Raw genomic sequence first — 17,584 nt, 5'->3', positions numbered from 1 at the left:
CGATATGTTCGACATGATGTTGTGTGTCTGTGAGCTCACTTATTTGTCTGCGCATACGTCCAACCTTCAACATGTCTTTTGAATGCAACGAGTGCAGTTAATCACTTTATCCAACTGGATCACTTATTTGAGTATTGTGTCTAGGTAAAACTACTATAGAATAAGGTTGTATAATTAGGGGAATCTAGATGAAAAACAAATTGTTATCAGTCGTTGGTGCTTTAGTTTTATTAACGGCCTGTCAGACAACACCTGCTTCTGTCCATGAAAAGGAAGTTACATCCTCAGAGCAAACTCTAACTTTAGGTACCGTTCAACGTCACATTTCAATTGGTATGCCTTCTAGCAAGGTTATTGAGGCTCTTGGCAGCCCGAATATAGTTACCCTAGATGAAGAACGTAGAGAAGTTTGGGTGTATGATAAGATGAGTTCAACTCAAGTTCACTCAAATAGTTCTTCTGGAGGAAATGCTTGGGTAATTATTGGAACTGTTGGTGAAAGTCAAAGTGCCTCAGCAACTAAGAGAACCCAGAGTACTTTAACAATTGTGATTAAACTTGATAAGAACAGTAAAGTTCGAGATTTCACATACCACTCAAGCCGCTTTTAATTAATGTAGAGAAAACAATGATCATTCGAAAGATATTACTTTCCTTAACTCTTGTAACTACTTTGCTGACGTTGGCAGCTTGTAAAACAATGACAAAAGCACCTGTAGCAAATCTAACCCAATTAGAAATTCGTCAACTACAAACCCGACTGTATGATACCACAGACCTTATTGCAGGTTTGAAAGCAACAGCTGCAGCTCTTCAAGATGAAGGTTTCATCATTTCCAATGTGAATGAAACCATCGGAATCATAACTGGACAAAAGGTTTACATGCTGACTCAAAGCAACAAAGTCACTGAGAACGCTTCTGCATCAGTTGCTCTGAAAGATAATCAAATTAGTATTCGGCTAAACCTAGCTTCGGAAGAATTTTACGATGGTGATGGGGGATGGGGGATCCCACGAACAGAAGCACACCCCATATATGATCCAGCCATATACGAAAAACTGTTTAGCAAAGTGGATAAATCATTGTTCTTGAGAAAAGAGAACATATCAGTTCAATAAGTTGACTTTGTATTTTGTCACTAAACGATAGACATAAGTGTGAAGCTCAGCTGGTTAGAGCGCGGCACTCATAATGCCGAGGTCGGCAGTTCAAGTCTGCCTCCAGCTACCAATTTTAAAAGGCCTCAAGGTTTTCCTTGAGGCCTTTTTCGTGTTCAGATGTCTTATAGGAAATCTCTATTTCTGCGATTGGTTTAATTGTCTTTTCTTCTGGGGGAGGCTTGCTATTGTCTTGTCTAAGTTGATTTTAAGTGAGGCAAGGATATGGGGATGGATAAGAACGTACTGTACATTGATATTGCAGATATGCAGACCTTGCAGGACGTCTATGGCGGAGAGGCGGTGACGCAGAACTTAAGTGATGTGTCTGTGGTGATTGAAGAGAAGGTCAAGCGCTTACTTTCCCAGCACAGCCTGCTTGATTTTAAGATGGATTTGGGTGCGCCCCATTGGATGGCGTCTTTTGAGATGACGGCAGGGTCACTTCTGCGGGATTTTGAGGAAAGTCGTCAGGCAATCGAGAAAGCGACCAGTCGGGTGGTGCATGAAAGCCTGCGCGATGTTTTTGGGGTTGGGGCATCCATGAAGATGTCACCGCGCGTGTGTCTTGCGCCGCTGGGGCAAGATCATTCCGGTCGGTTGGTCGATGTCCACCAAGGGTGGCTTGAACCTTATCTGACAAACCCTTCGACCTGTGTGGACGGCACTCTTCAGGGCGTGTCGGCAGAGCTGGATGATATACTGGCAGGGGACAAGCTGCGCACATTTCTGCAACCGATTGTCAGCCTGAAGGATAAAACCCTTTTGGGGTATGAGGCACTGGTACGCGGCCCCGTGGGGTCCGCCCTTGAAAGGCCTGATCAGTTATTTGATTTTGCCGATCGCGTGGGGCGCACGCTTGAGGTGGAATTGGCCTGTGCGCGCCTTGCACTGGAGCGTACCCCGAAGCGCCTTCCCGATGGGCAGTTTCTGACGATCAATCTGGGACCAGAGGCTTTGGCCTTGGCAGAAGAACACCTGCCGTTAGAAGGCCGCGAGAATATTTTGTTTGAAATTACTGAACATATGCCCCTGGATGATGCGCAGGTGCTGGTGCCTGTGGTCGATAAACTGCGCCAGAAGGGGGTAGGTGTCGCGTTGGATGATACGGGATGCGGCTTTGCCGATTTGGACGTTGCGCGTATCCTGAGGCCGGAAATCGTGAAGTTATGCATCACCGTGATCCGCAATGCGGATAAAGATTGTGCTTTTTTGAAGGCGATTGATCAGACCTCGCAAGAATTGGTCAATCTGGGATGCCGTGTTTTGGCCGAAGGGGTGGAAACCCAATCGCAACATGATGTTTTGCAGTCCTGTCCGATTGAGTATGCGCAAGGGTGGTTATATGCCAGACCTATAGATGTTGCTGATATGACCTTTTAAGGGAAGTGGATGAAGCGGGCATTGGAAAAGTTAGTCTCTGTCGTGGTCGGCTTATCTATTTTGGCTGTGCTGGTGGGCGGCTTGATATTGGTCTTTGGCGGATCGATTTTAACCGGACTGACGATGGTCTTGGGGCTGCCGATGGCAATGCCAATGACCAGTGCACTGATTCTTGGTGTTTTGGGGGTGATCATCCTGTTAAAAAGGCGAAAATAGATAGTGTAAAGAAAAAGCCCTGAAGCGGATATGCTTCAGGGCTTTTGTCTGGCATTTGCAGAAGATAGCAAAGGCTTATTTGGCTGCCTCACGTGCAGCGTTCAGCCAGCCGTCAAACTTGTCACGGTTAGCTGCAATCCATGCATCCGCATGACGCTCCGCAGCTTCCCAGCCGCCTTCGCCCTTATCCTTCATTTTAAGGTTTTGAGCAGAAACATCGTTCACAGATACTTTGATAACTTCAAACAGTTTCGCAGCAGCAGGGTTGTTTTTAACGAACTCTTTGTTTGCAACGACCATTTGTGTGTTGACTTCAAAGCCATAGTTTTTGCCGTTCGGCAGTTTTGTATCTATGCCGTTCGGGTGGGCAGAATGCGGTACTTCCAGCCACACAACGTCTTTACCCGGTACCAATACGCCGGAAACCCAGTAAGGTGTCCATGTGTAATACAGGACCGGCTTACCTTCTTTATAACGGGTGATGGTTTCGGCGATAATTGCAGAATATTCACCTTGGTTATGTGTCACAGTGTCTTTGAGTTTGTACGCACCCATGTGGTGCTCGATCACGCGCTCACAACCCCAGCCCGGTACACAACCGGCAAGGTCAGCTTTACCGTCGTCGTTGGCATCAAACAGTTTGGCGATTTCGGGGTCTTGCAACTGGCCAACGTTTGTAATGTTGTATTTTTCAGCAGTCTTTTTGTCGATCAGGTAGCCTTGAGCACAGCCTTCAATGTACGCACCTGTGCGTGACAGTTTTTCGTCACCACCGGCTTTTTCAAAGAATGCTTGGTGCAGCGGGTTCCAGTGATCCGCCATAAATGTCACGCCACCGTCTGCGATGGAAATGTGCAGAGCAGGGTATTTTGCGTTTTGAACGTCTTTTACGTCATAACCCAGTTCTTTCAGGGCTTTCATGACGATGATGGTTTGGAAGTTCTCACCATCAACGTTGTCTTGGCCCGGCTGGACCGTTACGCCTTTGCCCGGTAGGTTTGCGTCTGCCATTGCTGGCGCGCCCAGAGCGAGGGCACTTGCAACAAATGTTGTTGCGGCCACCCATTTTTTAAAAGTTTGGCTTAATTTCATAAACTTAACCTCCTTAAGGTTTTCGTTGGTTTGAAAATTTATTGTTTGATGAAAAAGGAACGGACAAATCCGATTGGACCGGCTTCATACCAGTGACGGATGCCCTTACTGCGTTTCTCTGTCCCCATGGCTTGTGTGATGCGATCAAGCACGATCGCCAGCAAAACAATGCCGACACCGCCTACAGTCGCGAGGCCCATATCCAGACGGCCGATGCCTCGTAGAACCATTTGGCCCAAGCCGCCAACGGCAATCATGGAAGCGATAACCACCATGGACAGACACAGCATCAGGGTTTGGTTGACACCTGCCATAATCGTCGGCATGGCAAGCGGGAGCTGAACTTTAAACAGCAGTTGTGACGGGCTGGCCCCAAAAGACCGCGATGCCTCGACGAGATCTGCCGGCACCTGACGAATACCAAGGTTGGTCAGGCGGATAAGTGGCGGCAGGGCAAAAATGATGGTCACGACCACGCCCGGCACGTTGCCGATCCCGAACAGCATAACGATGGGCACCAGATAAACGAAGGCTGGTGTTGTCTGCATCGCATCCAAAATCGGGCGAACTGAGCTTGCGGCCCGGTCAGAACGTGATAACCAGATCCCAATGGGAAGCCCAATAACCATGCTAAAGAACACGGAGGTCAGGACAAGGGACAGGGTGACCATGGTTTCTGACCATGCCCCGATCAGACCGATCAGGACAAGAGAAACGATAGAGATGACAGCAAGACGTTTGTTCGCCATTTGCCAAGCAAGTAAGCCGAACAGAATAATGATGAGCGCTGACGGCGTGGCTTGCAAACCAGCCTCAATACCGGACAAAGTGGCGTCAATGGGCACACGGATTGCCTGAAAGACCGGGCGGAAGTTGGAAACCAACCATTCCAGACCGGTTTCAACCCAACTATCCAACGGGATGACGCTATGGTCAAACGGGTTGAGGATATCAAACGTTTTTTCCTGTGCCGTACTATTGACGAGCCAATCGTTCTGGCCTGCAGTTGCTTCGGTTTGTTCAGAAACACCCCAAGCTGTGCCCTCGTTCCCTGTAAGAGGGGTGGCAGGGGCACTTTCAGTTTGTGCAGGGGCTGTTTCGGCAGGTGCACCCCAAGGGTTGCTGGCAGTTTGATCAGTCATTTGCCGTCTCCTCATTTTCGTAGTCAAGGGTTTCAAGCAAAACCGTTTTAGAGATTACGCCGAGATATTTGTTATCATCATCCACAACGGGAAGGGCGTAAGGGGCGCTGGCGACACTGCCGATAATTTCGGATAACGCTTGATCAGCCTTAAGTACTTGAAGGTTTTTAAGGTAAGCAGCGGAAAGGTCCTGTGCCGGGTCTTTAGCAATGGCTGCTTTGACGGATTTTACAGATACAATGCCAGCAAGTTGCTGGTTTTTGCCCAGAACGTAACCATAGTTGCGATCTTCCTGACGCATTTCTTCAAGGGCCGTACGTAAGCCGACACCCGATCGGTTATGCATCACCGTTGTCCGGGTTTTGCGCGCGATATCTTTTGCGCTGTAAACCGTGGAGACATTGACCCCTTTAAAGAAGGATTCAACATAGGCGTCAGCGGGATTATTGAGAATTTCTTCCGGTGTGCCGACCTGAACGACGCGGCCGCCTTCCATGATAGCAATTCGATCACCGATCCGCATGGCTTCATCCAGATCGTGGGAAATAAAGATGATGGTACGCTGGTGTTTTTCCTGCAAGGCGACCAGTTCGTCCTGCATTTCGGTGCGGATCAACGGGTCGAGGGCGGAAAAGGCTTCGTCCATCAACATAACCGCCGGGTCATTGGCAAGGGCGCGGGCAAGGCCGACACGCTGCTGCATCCCACCGGAGAGTTCATCCGGATAGCTGTAGGCGAAGGCCTCAAGACCGACCTGTTCAAGGGCTTCGAGGGCGCGTTTGTGGCGCTCTTCCACGGAAACACCGGAAAGTTCAAGGCCGAAAGACGCGTTGTCGATGACATTGAGGTGCGGCATCAAGGCAAAGGACTGGAAAACCATGCTCATGTCTTTGCGGCGCAGTTCCATCAGTTCTTTGTCAGACATTTGGGCAATGTCCTTGCCGTCAAAGAGCACTTGACCGGATGTGGGTTCGATCAGACGGTTGAGAAGGCGTACCAAAGTGGATTTGCCTGAGCCGGACAATCCCATGACAACGAAAATTTCACCTTCGTTGACGGAAAAGCTGGCATCACAAACGCCGACGACCTGTTCTGTGCGGTCGAAGATTTCAGATTTTGGCACACCCTCGTTCAACAGCTTCATGGCTTTAGAGGGGTTTTTGCCGAAAACCTTATACAGATTTTTGACTACAATTTTTTCATTCGAGGTAGACATGCATACTCTCTGTCCGTTAGCTATTCACTAACAGATTATCTAAAAACAAGATTGGTTAAGAAAAAAAACACTTTTGAGATAAGTAGTTTGGAAAGTCATTGTGTAGTGCACTGGGTTGTTATTTTGCATTTTACTTTAACGATGTCGGCAAATTCTACTGAAGGTGCTTAGTCTATATGTTAACGGTGTAACGGTAATTAAATGCATACGAATTCCTTGTGGCAACTTTCTTAAGGATCGCACCTGAATATTTGGGTGTCATTAACATATGTTAATGGGAAGGTTTTTAAGTTGAACGATTAGTCAAATTTTTAGTCCTTGATTGTTGAGTGGGCTAAAATATTGATGTTTACGGATCTTTTTGGTGCAAGGAGAGAAGGGGCTTATCTGATTGTAGCGGCAGTGCTTTTATCGCTTTGGGGAGTATAATCCGCTGGAAAGGCCAGAATGAGTATGCTAGCGTCGATATATGGGGAAGATATTTAAAAAATACATCGCGCTAACACTGACTTTGTCGTTTTTTCTTGTGCTACCTTGTGTAGCGAAGGCAGAGCAATATCGTTTTGTTACCGGTTTTTTACCGCCCTGGAGCATGTCGACTGATCCGGAATATCCGGGCTCGTTTGTTGAAATCGCCCGCGAGATTGATCGGCGCTTGGGAAACCAGACTAAAATCGAAGTATATCCATGGGCACGGGCGTTGGAGCTGGCCCAAGAGGGGCGCAATATCATTATCTTTCCGCTTGGGCGGACCGTCGAACGAGAAAACCATTTTACGTGGATTGATGTGATAAAGCCGATGGAAATGGTTTTTGTTTCTTTGAAAAGCAAGGTTCATAGCTTTGAAGAGGCGCGGGAGTTTAAACGGGTCCTTGTTCACAAAGGGGCACCCCCTGACCACCAGCTTGAAGAGAGTAACTTTAAAAATCTGGCGAAAATCCCCTCATTGACCCCAGCAATTCCACGTATGTTGGCCCACGACCGCGCAGATGCATGGTATACGCCTAAAGATATGGCGCATTGGATGTGGAAGCTAAATCCCGAAATGGACGTGCCTTATTTTTCTGAACCCTATTCCAATGTCGATCTGACCTTTGCCGGGTCGCCAACTCTCTCTCCCGTCATTGTGGAACGGGTGCGTCGCATCTTAGCTGACTTGAAAAGAGAGAAGTATCTGGAAAAAGTAATCGAAAGATATAAGCGTTAAAGGGGTAATTGCACCAGCGGTTTTACTCCTTTTGGGCAATATTCAGAGAATATTCATTTGTGTATAGTGGCCTGATGAAAGTACATGATCTCAGTCGTTTCGCCATTATTTTAGCATCTTTACAAATTGTGTTGTTTGCCAAGTCGCATGCGGACGATATTGTCTTGCCGATGACGGCTGAAAATTTTGGGCGCTCCTGGGAACGTTTGGATGGGCCGGCGGGGCGCATTATTAGTGCCGTCGTGCAGGTTACCAACAACCAGCTCACCTATCAAATCCACAGTCCTTCTCATTCGTTTAAGGCATTTTTGGAAGGGCGCTATACCTGCGTGAGTCCAGATGCCAAAACTTATTATGATGCCAGCTACGATTTTATAGAGTCGGAACCTTTCCGCGAAACCGAATGGGTTGTGGTTCATCATCAGAACAAACCGCCTATCGATGCCGCCGAGGACTTAAAGGGAAAAAGGGTCGGGTTGCTGTATGACCCAGAAATCCTTCGCACTGTCGTGCCACAAGAAGGGGTTGTGTATGATGTTTATGGTAACCTGGCGACCAACTTGCGAAAGTTAGAGAAAGGCCGTCTGGACGCAGTGATTGTTCCCAAGTTGGGCATGCAGCTTTATGTGCAAAAAACAAGAGATTTAGGGCCACTGACTTTTGATCCCGACCGACCCCTTGCGATCATTCAGGACCGTGTCTTGTGCCATAACACGCCGCGCGGTCAGGAAGTCATTTCCATCGTGAATGCGGCCCTCAGCGAGTTGAAGGTGAATGCGTTACAAAATTAACGTTTTGAGTGGTCAAACTTATCTTTAAAAACAAGTGGATCGGCCACAGCTTTACCGAAGTACCAGCCCTGAGCAAAATCGATCCCGCTTTTTTTCATGTGATCAGCCATGGCTTTATCTTCCACCATCTCTGCGATGGTGTGGATGTTCAGGTCATGACACATGCGTGACATCGCCCGCAGCAGGTCGTGGCCTCGCTCGCTTGCATAAGCGCGTTTCACCACGGGACCGTCGAATTTTACACCATCGACATCAAGGGCGTTGAGGTAGTCAAAGCTTGCCGCGCCAGAGCCAAAATCATCAAGACAGACTTCAAAACCCATCTTGCGGATATCTTGAAGGAGATTATTGACGGTTGTCAGGTCGCTGATTTTTGCAGATTCCGTAATTTCAAACATCAATTGACCTGCGATGTCCGGTGAGTTCCGCAGGATGGTGTGAAGCTGATCCATAAAGAGTTCGTTGCTGAGGGACAGGCCGGACAGGTTGACGGCAATCGGCGGGATGAACCCTTTGCGCTGAAAGGCATAAATGTGATCCATGGTTTTTTTAATCACACTCATATCCAGATCACAGATGATATTGACTTCTTCGGCCAGACGAACATAGTTAAACGGTGACTCGGATGATTTGTCCCCACGCAATCGCAGCAAGCCTTCAAAGTGATGGACATAGCCGTCTTTCAGATGGACAATCGGCATAAAGTGAATGTCCAGATCCCGTTTCTTGATGATCTCTTTAATGAACGATACGTTTTCGACCGTGTTGGACATCAAGGTGTCCAGAATTTCCGAAATTGAGGTCTGCTTGATCTTGCTTTCGTTCTCGCAGAAACTCTGTAGGGTGTAGAGCAAGGCTTTGGTCACTTGTTCTTCGCTCATGCCGGCACCATCCACATCCAGTGTGGTGGACATGGCTTGCACTTCTTTTCCATCAGGATGGATTTTCTCTGCGAGTTTTTCTAGGTGGTTACTAATCTCACTGGCATCCACGTCCTGAGAATGTATGAAGCTGAAACTGTCGTCGTCCACTCGGCTGGCTGTATTCCCGCCAATGGAGTGGGTGTTCAGGATCGTGCCGATGGCGGTGAGGAGCTTTTTTTTGTCGCTCGCCCCGACTTTTGTCAGCAAGTCGTCCAGATGATTGAGCTTCACCATGGATACCTGCGCGGTCCCGCCTGCGTTAATGAAGGAGGTCACGCGTTGTGCTGCTGATTGGGCAAAGGATTTGACTTCAAGTAGACCGCTATCTTGATCTTTTGACAGTTTATCCAATTTGCCAAAGGTCGCACGTTTGCTATCGACTTTAAGGGCGAGGAAAAAGTGATTGTCAAAATCGGGAACACGATAACCGGATAGAATGACCGGAATTTTGGTGTTTTTGATCCCGTTGAGAGAAACTACAACATCGTCCAGACGACCTTTGGTCGAGGCACTATCCAGTAATTGGGTTGTCAGCTGTTGGTCATCCGGGTGAATAACGTCAAGGAAGTTGGTTCCAAGCATGGCATTTGCGGATTTGCCCAGCATGACGTCGGTCGCGCCGAGAAGATATTCAATCCTCCGGTCGATGTTCAGTTCAAAAAGCAAATCTGCGCGGCAAAAAGAAAGTGCGACAAGTCTTTCGCGTTCTCGCCTGCGTCTTGGTTGTTCAGTCATATTTAGTACAGTCCTTCCCCCGACCTAACCTATTTCACACACTAGGGTTATCACGTTTTCGTTAAGAAAGCGCAAAGAAATAAAAGGAGGTTTTATGCAATCGGTCGTTTAAACGCGGCGGAATGTGGTTCAAAATCCCAGCTAATTCAAGGGATTTTTATCGTTGAGTGGGGCCGTGCGGCAAATTCGTTATTTTGTTCCCATACGGACCTTGTTTACGGGTGCAAAATTGCGCGAATATTGTAAAGGATCGGGATGCGGTTTACCAAAATGCCATCCCTGACCAAAATCAATACCGCACGCTTGCATATGGTCAGCCATAGCTTTGTCTTCAACCATTTCTGCGACGGTATGGATGTTGAGGTCGTGACACATGCGCGACATGGCCCGCAGCAGGTCGCCGCCTTTTTCCGTTTGGTAGGCGCGTTTGACCACTGGCCCGTCAAATTTGACCACATCTACATCTAGCCCGTTGAGGTAGTCAAAGCTGGCTGCCCCGGCACCAAAGTCATCCAGGCAGACTTCAAATTTCATTTTTCGGATGGATTGCAGGATCTTGTTTACTTTAGGCAAGTCTTCGATGCGGGCGGACTCGGTGATTTCAAACATCAAATGGCCTGACATTTCCGGCGCGTCTTTGAGCATCTTGTGTAAACTATGCATAAAGACATCGTTGCTGAGAGAGGCGCCGGACAGGTTAATCGCAACCGGCGGCAGGAAGCTTTGTTGACGGAAATGATGGACGCGTTCAATACTCTTTTTAACGATCGCCATATCCAGATCGCAAATAATGCCGACTTCTTCGGCAAGGCAGATCATATGGAAGGGAGATTCGTCTTTGTGTTCCCCCTTAAAGCGGACGAGCCCTTCAAAGTGGTGCACGTAGCCGCGTTTTAGATCGTTGATCGGCATAAAGAAGATGTCCAGATCCATGGATTTGGAAACATCTTTAATAAAACCAACATTCTTGACCGTGTTGGTCATCATACCGGAAAGAACATCGGACAGAGCACTTTCACGCACAGAGCCTTTATTTTCACAGAACTTCTGCATGGTGTGGATCAGCGCGCGTGCGACCTGATCTTCGCTCATGCCTGCGCCATCCACATCAAGAGTGCTGGAGATCGCCTGCACCATATCCCCGTCCGGATGGATTTGTGCGGCCAAGGCTTCGATTTGTGCGTTGATGGCAAGCGTATCTACCTTGTCGGAGTGGGCAAAGCTAAAGCTATCTTTGTCAATACGGCTTGCCGTATCGCCGCCGATGGAATTATCATTTAGAACCTTGCCGATTTCGCCCAACAGTTTTTTCTTGTCGGTGGCGCCAACGGTGTCGAGCAACTTATCCAGATGGTTTACCTTCACCATGGAGACTTGGGCATCTCCCCCTGCATGGATGAAGGAGGTGACACGTTCGGAGGCCACCTGCGAAAACGACTCTGTTTCCATCAGGTTGGTTTCATCATCGCGTTCGGGTGTGTCAATCTTACCAAATGTAGGTTTGCTCAGGTCGACCTTGATGGCGAGAAAAAAATGGTTGTGGAAGTCTGGCACCCGGTATCCTGACAGAATGGTGCGGATTTTTTTACCACTGGGGCTTTTCATGTAAAGGGTGACATCATCAAGTCGCCCCTTATTGCTGGCTGTGACAAACAGTTCTTTCAGCAGCTTGTGATCTTGTTCGTGGATATAATCGGTAAAACGGGTCTGTGCCATGTCTTGCGGCTTTTTACCCAACAGACCCGGTGTGGCCCCCGCGGCAAATTCTATATGGTGCGTGTCGTTGAGTTCAAACAGCATATCCGCCCTGCAAAAAGACAGGGCGACGAATCGTTCTTTTTCTCGTTTGTTTTTATCGGCAGTCGACATTAGTTTCTCTCTTATTATCCTTTAGCGTTAGGATAAATCTTTTCGGGGCCTGTTTCTATGGTGTTTTTTGTTTCTTTGCGGCCGCGAATGTTTGGGGTTTGCTGGTGGAGGGGGCGCGGGTAGTTGACCTTCTTGCAGGGTGGTTTCTATATAGTCACCGGTTGGCAAGTTTTGTAGGGACCAAGGCCCGATGGCATAACGGATCAGGCGCAGGGTCGGGTGGCCGATTGCGGCCGTCATCCGTCTGACCTGTCGGTTTTTACCTTCCCGGATCGTCAGTTCAATCCAGCTTGTCGGGATGTTGGCACGAAAGCGCACGGGCGGTGTTCTGGGCCAAAGGTCTTCGGGCTCTGGGATTATACGTGCCTCGGCAGGTTTGGTCAGGCCATCTTTTAAGGTGACACCTTTTCTCAGTTTCTCAAGCGCGGCATTGTCGGGGATGCCGTCCACCTGCACCCAATATGTTTTTGGAAGTTTGAATTTGGGGTGGGCAATACGGGCCTGTACGCTACCATCATCGGTGAGCAACAAAAGCCCTTCGCTGTCTTTGTCCAGTCTACCTGCGGCGTAGACACCGGGAATTTTGATATAGTCGGCAAGAGTCTCGCGTTGGATGCCTTCGTCGGTAAACTGACAGAGGACATTAAACGGTTTGTTGAACAAGATTATTTTCGACATGGCGCTGGATATCTTTTAGAAGAGGGCAAACTGAAGGAATAAGAATTATGGCGCATAATGCAGACAATGCCAGCTTTGGCAATGTAACCGACGAAGAATTACGAAAAATTATTCGCGATAGCCTGTCAGCAATGACGACACTTCTGGAAGATACGCCCTGTCTGGGGGCAACCTCCTTGGCGGATCAACTCAATGAGATTAAAAAGTCGGCGTTTGAGCAAATGTACGCCATCGGTCGCGAGACGTTGGAGCGCGAACGATCCGAAGAAGTGCTTAAAGCTATTCGCGCGCTGCAAGATGCCTTTGGTCAAATTATTGTCGCGATCTCCCCGATGGATAGCGTGAGCCACTGCCTTAAAGACGTGTGGCTCAAGGAGTTGGCGTAACTACGCGGTTTGTTGGACAGGGGCAGGGAAGATTTGTTCCTGCGTGGTGCGAATATTAAGGTCGCGCTGGGGGAAGGGGATTTCGATGTTATGTTCTTTAAACGAATCCCAGATTTTAAACATGACATCGCTTTGCGCGCACCATCTGCCTTGGGTGACATCATCAATCCAAAAGGTCAGTAAAAAGTTGACGGAACTGTCACCGTATTCACGTAGGTAGCAGCCGGGTTGGTAGTCTTCTTCCTCTTTGATTGCGGGGTCATAACTATTGACCGCGGCGAGGATCAGGTCACGTACCTTGTGTAGATCACTGTCATAGGACACTCCGATCGGGATGGAGATACGGCCCTTTGGGTTGCTGTGGGTCAGGTTGGCAACCCTTGAGGTGATAAAATCTTCATTGGGGACCATGACTTCTTTGCCGCAAAAAGTTTCAACAATGCTCGCGCGCGCACCCAGTTTGCGCACATAGCCATGGACGCCGTCATTCATTTCCACCAGGTTGTTGATGTTGACGGATTTTTCGGTCAGTAGAATGATCCCGCTGATAAAGTTGGACGCAATCTTCTGTAACCCAAATCCGAGCCCGACCCCAAGCGCCCCACTAAAGACAGCAAGGGCCGTTAGGTCGATTCCGACCAGATTAAGCGTGATGAGAAACAGAATAGAATAGAGCAGGATATCAAAAACCTTGATCAGCAGCTCTTGCGTGGTTCTGGTCAGGGACTGTTTATCGCGAATATAGCGCTCCGCCGTATTGCGGATTATTTTCCCAATCCAGAAAATGATGCAGATAAAGAAGATTGCTTTCAGGAATGTGTAGGCGGTGATCTCAACATCCCCCAGCTTAAAGCCATAACTTTCCAGATATTTGACGGCATCGTCAAATAAGCCGAACATTTGCAGCAGGCTTGCGGGGACCAGTAACCAGACGCCCACTGTGCGTACGATTGAATTTGTGATGTAGGCTTTCAGGATGACCCAAAGCATCCAGACGTATGCCACGCGCTGGGCGGCGTGAATGACAGCTTGATTGTCGAGATGTTTATAGGCGATGGGTTCCATCAGGTTTAAAAACAGAATCGTCAAAAACGGGCAGATCAGGCGACCGGACCGCTTGAGAAACCAAGGCCGTGAAAACGGCGTGATGGACTTTTTGGGATCGGCAATCTCAGAATAGACTGTATGAATGATCCAGGTGATTCCCCACGCAAGCGAGATGGAAAGCAGGATGTATCCGGCCTGAGAATAGGTTGATCCGGCGGACAGCCAAGAGAGGGCTTTTTCGCTGATTGGGGCGACGGCCTGTGCGGTGGTTTCAACCAGTTCACCAATTTTCTTTTCAGTAGGTTCCATTTTTTCGACCACGTTAGTTGTATCTCAAGGCTCCTATTTATCGTAATCGATGGAGGATTCCCGTTTTGAAAGCGGGGTATTTTCGTCAAGAAAGCATCAATTTATGTTTTCTTTATACTTTTGAGGGGGAGAGCTATTTAAGACTGATGTGGGCTCAGGCAGGCTTATTCACATGCCGTTTTTCACGGCTTCACCTTAATAATTAGGAGAAACTGATGACTGCTACACAAAAAGAAATCAAGGCACTGAAAGACGATATCGATCAGATTAAAAACCTTTTGGTCGATCAGTCGGAGGAAGCGTTGGCGAATGGCCGCAGCAAAACAATGCTGACCCGCGAAGAGATTGCAGGGCTTGCAAATAAAGCAGGCCAAAGCGTACGCAGTTTCGTCGGTGAAAAATCTCAACAGATTGGGCAGGCCCGTGATGCGTGCGAAAGCCAGATTAAACAACGCCCGTTCCTGACAACCGCAGCCGCCTTTGCCGGGGGTGCCCTATTGGTTGGCTTGCTGAAACGCAAATAGCGGGGGCACCATGTTGACAACCGAAATGATGAAGCGCTTGGGCTTGGCTGTCTTGGGATACAGCCTGCCCGAAACATCAACCTTGCGTGATCTCTTGCAAGATGCGCGCAAGGGGCTGCTTGCGACTGTCGTGATGGGGGTGTTGATCGCGGCAATGTTATTGCTTTTTTGTTTCGGGTTTTATTCCTTCTTGATGGGCGAAGGCGTTAGCGTTGGGCTCTCTTTAACAATTAGTCTCTTTATATTGTCACTGTTGACCTTTATTGCAGGTTTGATGGCAAACAAGCATTTGGCGCGGTTGGAGCAAACCAAAGAAAAACTCTCTCCCTTCGAGGGGGAGCAGAGCATTACCCGCCTCATCGACGCTGATCTTCTATTAAGAGAATTCCTCACGGGCTTTAATCAGACGGACAAACATCCGGCCCCTCCACGGGAAGCACGATCAAAAGAGCGCGACTGGCTATAGCACGCGCATAAAGTTAAACAGAAAAAGCGGCCTCCGGTAGGGAGAGCCGCTTTTTCTGTTCTTGAGACACGCTGTGGATTAATGCGCTTGTACTTTTTGGTACAAGTTGCGATCAATCAAGGCGACTTCTGACAGCGTTTGCATTTCAAGGTCGTCACGTTCATTCATTAAATGAACATGCATGGGAAGGTTGGGAAGCTCAATCAAACGCGTGGCAATCCAGACAGTGTCCGGCATGCCAACTTTGACAAAGCGATCACCGGGTTGGATAGTTGCTTTAGCCATAATTACCCTCAGTTATGAATAATACAAATGTTGTATACTGAAAGTTACTTTGCCCCCTAAAAGTTAACATTTACTTGCGGAATTCGCGTTTTTGATAAATTTCGTTTTTGATGTATAATTGTTGTCGGGCGTTGATCCTTTTTGTATTCATTAAAGAAAAATTAGGATTCACATCGGATTATGGGAGAACCTAGAGTAGGAGTCGTCTAGGTGCGTGTTCGCATGAGGTGGATGTGTTTTCGCTGGACGACATAGGCAAAAGGAAGAAACGCGTGTTTGGGAAGACAAAACGCTACGCTGCATTCTTCGCTGTGGGTTTGACGGTGTCAGCCTGTGGCGCTGTTCAGGAAGGAAGTTTGCTTGACCCGGTTTTTTGGGAGAAAAGCGCATTTTCTAATCCCTCAAAGGCATCCGTAGCCACAGACCGAGGTTTGGCAGAATTGATGAAGGGGAACTTCCTCCCTGCCGAAGCTCTATTCGATGTCGCGCTTCAGGCCGATCCTCATAATGTATATGCTCTGTTGGGTAAGGCGATTATTTATCAAAATACCGGGCAAGTGACTCGTGCGCGTACCTTATACGAAGCCGTTCTGGCGCAGCGCCCGGATGAGTCCATGAATGTGATCGTTCTGCAAGACAGTACGCCGCGTAATGTGGCGGAGGTCGCAAGCGTGAATCTTTCTATGATCGATTCTGGTGGGGTGATTGGCAATCTGGCAACGGGCGCAGCTGGTGTTGATAAGCCTGCTCAATATGGCGGACAGCCGGGGCAGGGGCTTGCCGGTGGTGCGGGTAACTATGGTTACCTTGCGCCCAACAATGGCACAACAGCTATGCGTCAGACCAATACAGATATGACCGGCGATACCATCCCTGAGATGGGATTGGATGAAGGCGACCGTAATATCGTGTCGCGTTTTGAGACATTACGCGATTTACTGGATCAGGGTTTGATCACACCGGAAGAATATAAAGTTCGCCGCGCACGGAACGTCGGCGCTCTAATTCCGTTGTCGTCCAACCCGCCCGCAGCCGGTTTGGATCGTCCCGTTCCAAGTTCGGCGCAAATTTCAGGACGTTTGCGCGCGATCGGTCGTGCGCTGGAGATGCGCGCGATCACAATTGAGCAGCATGCCGCGGAACGTAAAATGATTCTGGATGCACTTATGCCGGAAACACCGCTGGTTCTCGAAAATCCGGCTGTACCACCAAAAGGCCTGATGGCATCAGCAGATAAGGTGCGTCGTTTGGAAGGTTTGAAAAATCAGGGTCTGATTAGTTCTGACGAATATAGCCAAGAACGTCTGGCAATTGAATCGGGCTTGCAGCCAACACCGCCGCAGGGTGGGGCGTCCATGTCTTCTGCTGCATCCGGTGCGCCAAACTCTTTGATGAATAATGCGCGCAAGTCTGGTCCGCAGCCGGCTGTTCATTTAGCCTCCTATAAATCCCAACGGGATGCGACCCGTGGCTGGACACAGTTAAAGCGCGCGCATCGTGATTTGCTGGGGAACCTTCAGTCAGAAGTGACGCAAGTGAACCTTGGTCCGGGCAAGGGTGTTTTCTATCGTTTGCTGGCAGGGCCACTGGATAGTAAGCAAGCGGCTTCTAGTTTATGCGGTAAGTTGAAATCAAAACGTCAATTCTGTGAACCCGGATTCATGGGGACAAATGGCTAAAGCCTGAATACTCTTCCCAAATGCTAAAGGAGGTTGCGTCAAATCGATGCGACCTCCTTTTTCTTTTTAAAAAGTTTGGCCTTGAAATCCTATATTCTATGCCCATCTCAGACGTTCCTTTGAAGTTTTTTGAAAAAAAGTGAAAAAAGGTGTTTACAGGGTGGGGCGAGATCCTTATAACCCGTCTTCACCAACGGGGCGCTGCCCCAGCGGGGCTCTCGAAAAACACTTTGAGAACAACGAGTTAGACCGGATTGGTTTAGTAAGTTTTGCTAAGGTGTTACAGTTTTTTTAAAGAAACTAATTTTGAGGGTTGACGGCCTCGGGTAAGGCCTTTATAAACCGCCCTCCGCACCGAGCCTTGCTCTGGTTGCCGGATTGCTCTTTTACAAGTACATATGACCGAAAGGGATACGCAGGCGGCGGATTGAAGTCGGACAGCATTCTAGTTGGACGAACTCATGAAGTTTATATCCT

The 17,584-nt window shown here is 48.5% G+C and carries 18 protein-coding genes and 1 tRNA gene; 11 read left to right on the top strand and 8 right to left on the bottom strand.

Features of this window, described 5'->3' with window-relative positions:
• Positions 1-188: 188 nt before the first annotated feature.
• The 5 genes from Q397_RS24730 (at position 189) to Q397_RS0112910 (ending at position 2,758) form a co-directional block, all read left to right on the top strand.
• Complete coding sequence (locus Q397_RS24730) at positions 189-611, top strand: hypothetical protein (RefSeq protein WP_084149053.1); 423 nt, start codon at positions 189-191, stop codon at positions 609-611.
• 17 nt (positions 612-628) lie between these two features.
• Positions 629-1,120, top strand: a complete 492-nt coding sequence (locus tag Q397_RS0112925) for a hypothetical protein (RefSeq protein WP_028879778.1) — start codon at positions 629-631, stop codon at positions 1,118-1,120.
• Between the two features lie 40 nt (positions 1,121-1,160).
• Positions 1,161-1,232: transfer RNA gene (locus tag Q397_RS0112920), tRNA-Met, on the top strand.
• A 158-nt stretch (positions 1,233-1,390) separates the two neighbouring features.
• Positions 1,391-2,542 (top strand): EAL domain-containing protein, encoded by a 1,152-nt coding sequence (locus Q397_RS0112915; protein ID WP_169737996.1) that lies wholly within the window; start codon positions 1,391-1,393, stop codon positions 2,540-2,542.
• Positions 2,543-2,551: 9 nt separating this feature from the next.
• The gene (locus tag Q397_RS0112910) at positions 2,552-2,758 is read left to right on the top strand and encodes a hypothetical protein (protein ID WP_028879776.1); all 207 of its coding nucleotides are present in this window, start codon (positions 2,552-2,554) and stop codon (positions 2,756-2,758) included.
• 75 nt (positions 2,759-2,833) lie between these two features.
• On the opposite strand, the gene proX is transcribed toward Q397_RS0112910, so the two are convergent.
• The 3 genes from proX to proV are packed head-to-tail and all read right to left on the bottom strand — an operon-like array spanning position 2,834 to position 6,208.
• The gene (gene proX, locus Q397_RS0112905; RefSeq protein ID WP_028879775.1) at positions 2,834-3,850 is read right to left on the bottom strand and encodes a glycine betaine/L-proline ABC transporter substrate-binding protein ProX; all 1,017 of its coding nucleotides are present in this window, start codon (positions 3,848-3,850) and stop codon (positions 2,834-2,836) included.
• Positions 3,851-3,888: 38 nt separating this feature from the next.
• Positions 3,889-4,992, bottom strand: coding sequence for a glycine betaine/L-proline ABC transporter permease ProW (gene proW / locus Q397_RS0112900; RefSeq protein WP_028879774.1), 1,104 nt, complete (start codon positions 4,990-4,992; stop codon positions 3,889-3,891).
• Positions 4,985-6,208 carry a glycine betaine/L-proline ABC transporter ATP-binding protein ProV gene (proV, locus tag Q397_RS0112895; protein ID WP_028879773.1) on the bottom strand — a complete coding sequence of 408 codons (1,224 nt, stop codon included), beginning with the start codon at positions 6,206-6,208 and terminating at the stop codon, positions 4,985-4,987. Before proV ends, proW begins: the two co-directional genes overlap by 8 nt.
• A gap of 469 nt (positions 6,209-6,677) precedes the next feature.
• Here proV and Q397_RS24230 point away from each other — a divergent pair, with 469 nt between their 5' ends.
• Both Q397_RS24230 and Q397_RS0112885 read left to right on the top strand, forming a co-directional pair.
• Positions 6,678-7,415, top strand: coding sequence for a substrate-binding periplasmic protein (locus tag Q397_RS24230; RefSeq protein WP_028879772.1), 738 nt, complete (start codon positions 6,678-6,680; stop codon positions 7,413-7,415).
• Between the two features lie 74 nt (positions 7,416-7,489).
• The gene (locus Q397_RS0112885; RefSeq protein ID WP_038013905.1) at positions 7,490-8,206 is read left to right on the top strand and encodes a substrate-binding periplasmic protein; all 717 of its coding nucleotides are present in this window, start codon (positions 7,490-7,492) and stop codon (positions 8,204-8,206) included.
• Here the strand turns inward: Q397_RS0112885 and Q397_RS0112880 are convergent.
• The 3 genes from Q397_RS0112880 to Q397_RS22445 all read right to left on the bottom strand — a co-directional run bounded on the left by Q397_RS0112880 (position 8,203) and on the right by Q397_RS22445 (position 12,411).
• Positions 8,203-9,864, bottom strand: coding sequence for a sensor domain-containing phosphodiesterase (locus Q397_RS0112880; RefSeq protein ID WP_028879770.1), 1,662 nt, complete (start codon positions 9,862-9,864; stop codon positions 8,203-8,205). The two genes, Q397_RS0112885 and Q397_RS0112880, sit on opposite strands and share 4 nt — an antisense overlap.
• Before the next feature lie 189 nt (positions 9,865-10,053).
• Positions 10,054-11,733: a sensor domain-containing phosphodiesterase gene (locus Q397_RS0112875; RefSeq protein WP_028879769.1), complete on the bottom strand. Its 1,680-nt coding sequence runs from the start codon at positions 11,731-11,733 to the stop codon at positions 10,054-10,056.
• Positions 11,734-11,760: 27 nt separating this feature from the next.
• On the bottom strand, positions 11,761-12,411 hold the full coding sequence (locus tag Q397_RS22445) for an rRNA large subunit pseudouridine synthase E (RefSeq protein WP_038013903.1): 651 nt from the start codon (positions 12,409-12,411) through the stop codon (positions 11,761-11,763).
• 47 nt (positions 12,412-12,458) lie between these two features.
• Between Q397_RS22445 and Q397_RS0112865 the strand changes: the two genes are divergently transcribed.
• Positions 12,459-12,797 carry a hypothetical protein gene (locus tag Q397_RS0112865; protein ID WP_028879768.1) on the top strand — a complete coding sequence of 113 codons (339 nt, stop codon included), beginning with the start codon at positions 12,459-12,461 and terminating at the stop codon, positions 12,795-12,797.
• On the opposite strand, the gene Q397_RS22440 is transcribed toward Q397_RS0112865, so the two are convergent.
• Positions 12,798-14,153, bottom strand: coding sequence for a mechanosensitive ion channel family protein (locus Q397_RS22440; protein WP_051609996.1), 1,356 nt, complete (start codon positions 14,151-14,153; stop codon positions 12,798-12,800). It lies immediately after the preceding gene.
• A 215-nt stretch (positions 14,154-14,368) separates the two neighbouring features.
• Between Q397_RS22440 and Q397_RS0112855 the strand changes: the two genes are divergently transcribed.
• Positions 14,369-14,677 (top strand): hypothetical protein, encoded by a 309-nt coding sequence (locus tag Q397_RS0112855; protein WP_028879767.1) that lies wholly within the window; start codon positions 14,369-14,371, stop codon positions 14,675-14,677.
• A 10-nt stretch (positions 14,678-14,687) separates the two neighbouring features.
• Positions 14,688-15,143: a hypothetical protein gene (locus tag Q397_RS0112850; RefSeq protein WP_028879766.1), complete on the top strand. Its 456-nt coding sequence runs from the start codon at positions 14,688-14,690 to the stop codon at positions 15,141-15,143.
• 78 nt (positions 15,144-15,221) lie between these two features.
• Here the strand turns inward: Q397_RS0112850 and Q397_RS0112845 are convergent, their stop codons facing one another.
• Positions 15,222-15,428: a hypothetical protein gene (locus Q397_RS0112845; protein WP_028879765.1), complete on the bottom strand. Its 207-nt coding sequence runs from the start codon at positions 15,426-15,428 to the stop codon at positions 15,222-15,224.
• Positions 15,429-15,700: 272 nt separating this feature from the next.
• Between Q397_RS0112845 and Q397_RS0112840 the strand changes: the two genes are divergently transcribed.
• Entirely contained in the window at positions 15,701-17,107 is a 1,407-nt protein-coding gene (locus Q397_RS0112840) for an SHOCT domain-containing protein (protein WP_028879764.1), read from the top strand.
• Positions 17,108-17,584: the final 477 nt, after the last annotated feature.

The sequence above is a fragment of the Terasakiella pusilla DSM 6293 genome (assembly GCF_000688235.1).
Taxonomy (GTDB): domain Bacteria; phylum Pseudomonadota; class Alphaproteobacteria; order Rhodospirillales; family Terasakiellaceae; genus Terasakiella; species Terasakiella pusilla.
Note: the sequence above shows the minus strand (reverse complement) of the source record. Positions and strands in the feature narration are given on the sequence as shown.